The organism is Pseudomonas sp. 5Ae-yellow (assembly GCF_014077575.1).
GTDB classification, from domain to species: Bacteria; Pseudomonadota; Gammaproteobacteria; order Pseudomonadales; family Pseudomonadaceae; genus Halopseudomonas; species Halopseudomonas neustonica.
Window position 1 is genome coordinate 1 of sequence record NZ_JACGWE010000141.1, and the last position, 545, is coordinate 545.

A 545-nucleotide genomic window follows, 5' to 3' on the forward strand; every position below is an offset into this window, starting at 1 on the left:
CGATAAAGATCTTCTCGCCAGCCCGGTGGACCTGTCGCATGCTGCGGCGCTGCCGGCCACGCCAGAGCCGGTAGTGGTGGCAGTACTGGCTGTAGCGATACGCCTTGTCGCCGTGGCGTTCTACGTACTCGGCCCAGAGCAGTTGCAGGGTGACGCCCTTGGTCTTGAGCTCTTGATGAACCTGGAAGTAATCGGGCTCGGCAAAGCGTGACGGTGGCGCCTTGGCCGGGAACAGCAGCGCGTACAGCCGAACCTCGTCCAGGTCCTTCGGCAGTGGCCAGGTAACGCCCTGGACCTGGGCCAGGCTGACGTACTTGCCGACGACGCCCTTGGAGAGTCCGCAGGCACGAGCAATGCGCTCGTGACTGAGACCGGCTTCGTATTTGAGGCGCAAGACCTCGGTGATCTGTCGCATGGAAATCCTCGCAGCCGGCATCCGCTCTTCCTCGTGGAAAAAGGAAGCGGTATGCGCGATTAAGTTGAAGAATTCCAGTGTGTTGGCAGTGATTCCGGGGGAACGTGACCGACGATTCCGGCATCGTGAC

1 pseudogene is annotated in these 545 nt (G+C 61.3%); it reads right to left on the bottom strand.

Going from position 1 to position 545, the window contains the following annotated elements:
* Positions 1–415: pseudogene (locus H4J77_RS20475) on the bottom strand (IS21 family transposase); the annotation flags it as partial.
* Positions 416–545 lie beyond the last annotated feature (130 nt).